This window comes from Streptosporangium sp. NPDC001681, from assembly GCF_040298085.1.
GTDB lineage: Bacteria > Actinomycetota > Actinomycetes > Streptosporangiales > Streptosporangiaceae > Streptosporangium.
In genome coordinates this window covers 1-5,158 of sequence record NZ_JBEOZN010000251.1, presented here as the reverse complement: position 1 = coordinate 5,158, position 5,158 = coordinate 1, and the positions used below count along the sequence as shown (strand labels likewise).

Sequence of the window (5,158 nt, the reverse complement as noted above, 5' to 3'; positions counted from 1 at the left end):
CTCTGGCGCATGTGCCGGCCGCTCCCCCCGAGCCGGCGGTCACCGTACCTGAGGCCACGGCCGAGCCCGTGGTCGCGAAGGCTCCCCAGGTCACGGAGGCTCCCCAGGTCGCCGAGGTTCCGGCCCCCCTCTCGCCCATCGCCGCGACCCCGCCGGAGCCTGTCGCCGTCCCGCCCGAGCCCGCCGAGCAGCGGTCCACGGCGGGCGAGAAGGCGGCGGGGCAGCAGGTCTCCACGAAGGCGGAGACCGCCACCGTGGCGAAGCAGACCCCCGTATCGGAGACCGAACCGGCCCAGGAGGGTTCGATAGCTGTACCGGCGGCGCGCGTCAGCGTGGACGAGCGGGCCAAGGCCGAGCCGGGCAGGCAAGAGACACAGGGGGACACGGGGGCAATGCAGGAGACCAAGGTCGACAAGCCCGCGGCGGAGAAGCCCGCGGAGCCGCCGAAGCCGGCACCGGCTCCGGCGCGACCTGCCAAGAAGTCCCGGGGGCGGCGGGCGTCCGTGCCCACCTGGGACGAGATCATGTTCGGCGCCCGCCGCCAGGACTGACCGCACCGCGTCAGGCGGGGGTGACCGGAACACCGGCCCCCCGCCTCACCGTGTGTCAGCCGTTCCCCGGCTCTCCGGACGAGGACGATCTGTCCCGCGTGGGCGGTTCGCCGGGTGCCGCCGATCCGAGAGGCGCGGACGCTGCGGGAAGCGGATCTCCGCGGCCCAGGTCCTCGGAAACGAGGAACGGGGCCAGCCAGGCCGGGGTGACCTCGGCGGCGAAGGCCGGCCCCTCGGCCTCACCGACGTCGAGTGCGGCATAGCCACCGGTACCCGCACCCACGCCCGCGGTCACGGTCAGCAGACCGGCGCGGCGCTGGAACCAGGTCTGGCTCAGAGTCCAGCCGACGACCGCCCGCTTCTCCACCACCGCCTGTGCGCGGCGTAGCGACCCCGAGCGGACCGACAGCCGGCTCCCGTCGTAGGTGTGGCCGAGGGACCGGTAGCGGTCCAGGCCGAGCGGGATGCCCAGCAGCGCGAGGATCAGAGCGGGCACCGCGAGCGCCCACCAGAGCCCGGACCAGAGCAGGGCCGCCGCCGTCGCGCAGGCGGCGACGACCAGCCACGGGAAGATCGCCCGAAACAGCCGGCGCCTGCGCGCCGCCGGCGGGTGGGTCCGCAGCCCGGTGGTGATCGAGCCGATCGCCTCACCCACCACGCCGAGCACGGTCTCCCTCGGGGCGACGGGAAGCAACTGGCCCCGGGTCTCCGAGTCGCCGAGACCGGTCACGATCGCCCACGCGCGGCCGAACCCCGCCCAGCGCTCGGCCGGCCCTTCCACGAACTCGAACCCTCGCACCCTGCGCCGCTCCAGGGACACGCTCCTGCGCGTGACCAGACCGCGCCCGGCGATCAGGTATCCCTCGCCGGCGCGGAGGGTGAAATCCCAGTTGAACACCGCGTACATGATCACACCGACCACCGGCATGGCCAGGAGCAGCAGCACCAGGGCCGCGGCGAGCAGGGGCGGATGCTCCCAGAGCCACTCCCCCGCGCCCATCACGACCCGCCTGTCGATTTTGAACTCGCCGCCCCACTGGAACGCCAGGCCCACGGCACCGGCGACCAGCGCGAACGGGGTCAGCAGATAGGAACCGGAGAGCGGGCCGTAGACGAGCCACTTTCGCGGCAGCACGAAGAACACCCGCTCGGGGGTCGCGTCACCCACCTCGTGACGGACGACGGCGGGGGTCGCCGGCTCCGTCACGCTCGCGGCCGTGAGCTCACCGGAGCCGGACGCCGAGGCCGTCTCGCGCGCCTGGGCGCGTCTCGCCATGCGGGCGCGTGCGTGCCAGAGCAGCACCGCCTTGAGCCGCTCCCCCTCCTCCACGGTGACCCCGTCGAGCTCGCCCTCCTGCTTGTCATCGCCGCCGGCGCCGGTGTCGATCCGCAGGACGGCGATGCCGAGCAGGCGGTGCAGCGGCGGGGCACTGACGTCGACGCCGCGGATCCGCTCCAGCGGGATCGTCCGCACCGACCTGCTGATCAGCGACCGGGTGAGTTCCAGCCGGTCACCGGCGACCCGGTAGGTGAAGGTGGCCCAGCGCACGGCCGAGAACGCGACGGAGCCGACGACGCCCAGCGCCGCCCACACGAACGATCTCGGCGAGAACCCGCCGAGGAACAGGACACCGGCCAGCGGCAGGAAGAGCGAGGGCAGCATCCGGATCGGATCGGTCAGCAACACCTTCGGGCTGAGCCGCAGCGACGGCCCCGTCCGGTCGGCCGGGAGAGCGGGATCAGGATGCCGGACGGATCCGGGAGACCCGAGAGCAGGCACCGAGGATTCGACGCCCTCCCCCGTCCCGCCGACCGAACGAGCAGGGTCGGGATCGGGATTCGGGACGGCCCCGAAACCAGGCACCGAGGATTCGGTGCCCTCCGGCGGCTCCGCCGGTGAACGGTCGCTGGGGGATCCGGTCACGTCGCGTCGTCCCTGAGCTCTTCCGCGCGGCGGGCGAGCCCCTCGGCCAGTTCGGCGGCGACCTCGTAGTCAAGGCCCTTGATCGTGGACGAGCCCGCATGGGAGGCGGTGCGGATCTCGACGGTCGCCAGGCCCAGCATGCGCTCGAACCAGCCCTGCGCCTTGTCGACGGTCTGGATCCTGCTGACCGGCACGAACACCCATTCCCTGCTGAGCCATCCGGAACGGGCGTAGACCACGTCCTCGCTGAGCTCCCACCTGTGCACGGCGTACCGCCAGAACGGCTCGACGAGCGTGCCGGGCACCAGTAGCAGCACCATCAGCCACGGCAGCCACCAGACGTTGTCCAGCGCCCATCCGGGCAACCACGACCAGCGACCCTCGTCGATCCACCTCGCCAGGAAGAAAGAGCCACCCACCAGCACAATGGACCAGAGAACCCCCTCCGTCAGCCACAGGGTGACTGCCTTGCGCGAAACCGGATTGGCGGGGGCGCGCAGGGAGACGGCCCTGCGACGCTCGCCCGGCCGACCGGCCGCCGTGGCCTCCTGCGAGGCGGGGCTGGGCTCATCGGCTCGGTCACTCACGCTGTCAGCCTAAACGGTCACGTCCCACGGGGCGCTCCGGCGGCGTGACGCAAAAAGTTCCGCCGCAGCCCGGCGGGCATCGTGGCAGGTCCGGGGGCAGGTGCTCCGACGAGGCGGTTCCCCTTCCCCGATCTGTCATCGCCCGTTTCCCTCCGGCCGGGCCGTGGATCGAAAAAGTGTCGGTGGCGCAGTACATGCTGGAGACCCGGAGACTACGGAGAGGTATGATCGATGAGCTATGCGATCCAGGCCGAGGGTCTGGTGAAACGCTACGGGGAGACCCGGGCACTGGACGGGGTGGATCTCCTCGTTCCCCAGGGGAGGCTGCTCGGTGTGCTGGGCCCCAACGGGGCGGGCAAGACCACCGCGGTGCGCATCCTGGCGACGTTGCTCCGCCCCGACGCCGGCACCGCCGTCGTCGGCGGCTACGACGTGACGCGCCAGGCCCACCAGGTGCGTTCACTGATCGGCCTGACCGGCCAGTACGCCGCCGTCGACGAGATGCTCACCGGCGTCGAGAACCTGGTGATGATCGGCCGCCTGCTGGGCATGACGCGTGCCGATTCCCGGGCGCGCGCGGGCGAGCTGCTGGAGCGCTTCGACCTGTCCGACGCCGGCGGGCGGGCCGCCAAGACCTACTCCGGCGGCATGCGCCGCCGCCTGGACCTGGCCGCCAGCCTGGTCGGCCGCCCCCAGGTGCTCTTCCTCGACGAGCCCACCACCGGGCTCGACCCGCGCAGCCGCACAGACCTGTGGAGCGTGGTGCGCGGCCTGATGGCCGACGGTGTCACCGTGCTGCTCACCACCCAGTATCTGGAGGAGGCGGACCAGCTCGCCGACGACATCGTCGTCTTCGACCACGGCAGGGTCATCGCCTCCGGCACCTCCGACCAGCTCAAGGCGACCACCGGCGCCCAGGTCCTGGAGGTGCGTCCCTCGCAGGCCGAGCACCTCGATCTGGTCGGCAAGGTGCTGGCCGACGTGCTGGGCGAGATTCCCGACCTCAGCGGGGGCAGGGCCACCGCCTCCGTCCACGACCCCGCCGCCGTCCCCGCGATCGTGCGCCGTCTGGACGAGCAGGGTGTCATCGCCTCGGAGCTCGCGCTGCGCAAGTCCAGCCTGGACGAGGTGTTCCTGGCCATCACCGGCCACCTGCCCGAGGACGAGGAGACCCCCGACAAGGAAGAGGCATTCGCATGACCACGCTGACGACGACCATCCCGCAGATGGCCGCCAAGCGCGTCACTCCCCTGGCCACGCTGCAGCAGACCATGACACTGGCCTGGCGCAGCCTGGTTCAGATCAAGCACAACCCGTGGGAGCTGCTGGATCTGAGCATCCAGCCCATCATGTTCCTGCTGCTGTTCACCTACGTCTTCGGCGGCGCCATCTCCGGATCCACCGGCGACTACCTGCAGTTCGCCCTGCCCGGCCTGCTCGTGCAGAACGCCCTGTTCTACACGCTCTCCACCGCTATCGGCCTCAACACCGACATCACCAAGGGCGTCTTCGACCGGCTGCGGAGCCTGCCCATCGCCCGCACCGCGCCCCTGTCCGGGCGCATCATCGCCGACACCGCCAAGCAGGTGTGGGCCTTCGCCCTGCTGATCGGCTTCGGCATGGTGCTGGGTTTCCGGGTCACCACCAGTTTCTTCGGGCTGCTGGGTGCCCTGGCGCTGCTGGTCGTGGTCGCCCTGGCCATGTCCTGGATGTCGGTGCTGATTGGGTTGAAGGCCTCCAGCCCCGAGAAGGTGCAGATGATCGCCTTCTCCACGATGATGCCGCTGACCTTCACCAGCAGCGCCCTGGTGCCCTCCGCCACCTTCCCGTCCTGGCTGAAGACCTGGTCCGACCTCAACCCCGTCACGCACCTGGCGGACGCCATCCGCGGCCTGCTCATCGGCGGCGACGTCACCAGGGCCGCGCTCTTCTCGCTGCTCTGGGCCGCCGGTTTCGCCGTGGTCTTCGCCCCTCTGGCGATCCGCGCGTTCCGCAGTCGTGTCTAGGTCCTGTCCTGCGGATCTTGCCGTGGCGAGGATCGGTCAGGTGGTGTCTCGCAAGGCGGAGGAGGGAGCCGCAGCGTGCTGCGGTGACCG

Annotated in this window: 4 protein-coding genes and 1 pseudogene; 3 read left to right on the top strand and 2 right to left on the bottom strand. The window is 71.3% G+C overall.

Annotated elements, in window-relative coordinates; genetic code table 11:
• A pseudogene (locus tag ABT130_RS46850) lies at window positions 1–551 on the top strand (hypothetical protein); the annotation flags it as partial.
• A 55-nt stretch (window positions 552–606) separates the two neighbouring features.
• Here ABT130_RS46850 and ABT130_RS46845 read toward each other — a convergent pair.
• Entirely contained in the window at window positions 607–2,238 is a 1,632-nt protein-coding gene (locus ABT130_RS46845) for a PH domain-containing protein (RefSeq protein WP_350966391.1), read from the bottom strand.
• Between the two features lie 233 nt (window positions 2,239–2,471).
• Entirely contained in the window at window positions 2,472–3,062 is a 591-nt protein-coding gene (locus ABT130_RS46840) for a PH domain-containing protein (RefSeq protein ID WP_350917474.1), read from the bottom strand.
• Between the two features lie 231 nt (window positions 3,063–3,293).
• On the opposite strand from ABT130_RS46840, the gene ABT130_RS46835 reads away from it, so the two are divergent.
• Window positions 3,294–4,262: an ATP-binding cassette domain-containing protein gene (locus ABT130_RS46835; protein WP_350966390.1), complete on the top strand. Its 969-nt coding sequence runs from the start codon at window positions 3,294–3,296 to the stop codon at window positions 4,260–4,262.
• Window positions 4,259–5,068, top strand: a complete 810-nt coding sequence (locus ABT130_RS46830) for an ABC transporter permease (RefSeq protein ID WP_350966389.1) — start codon at window positions 4,259–4,261, stop codon at window positions 5,066–5,068. Before ABT130_RS46835 ends, ABT130_RS46830 begins: the two co-directional genes overlap by 4 nt.
• Window positions 5,069–5,158 lie beyond the last annotated feature (90 nt).

Excerpts from the sequence above, each read along its gene's own strand:
- ABT130_RS46835 (WP_350966390.1), top strand. The coding sequence starts at position 3,294 with ATGAGCTATGCGATCCAGGCCGAGGGTCTGGTGAAACGCTACGGGGAG.
- ABT130_RS46830 (WP_350966389.1), top strand. The coding sequence starts at position 4,259 with ATGACCACGCTGACGACGACCATCCCGCAGATGGCCGCCAAGCGCGTC.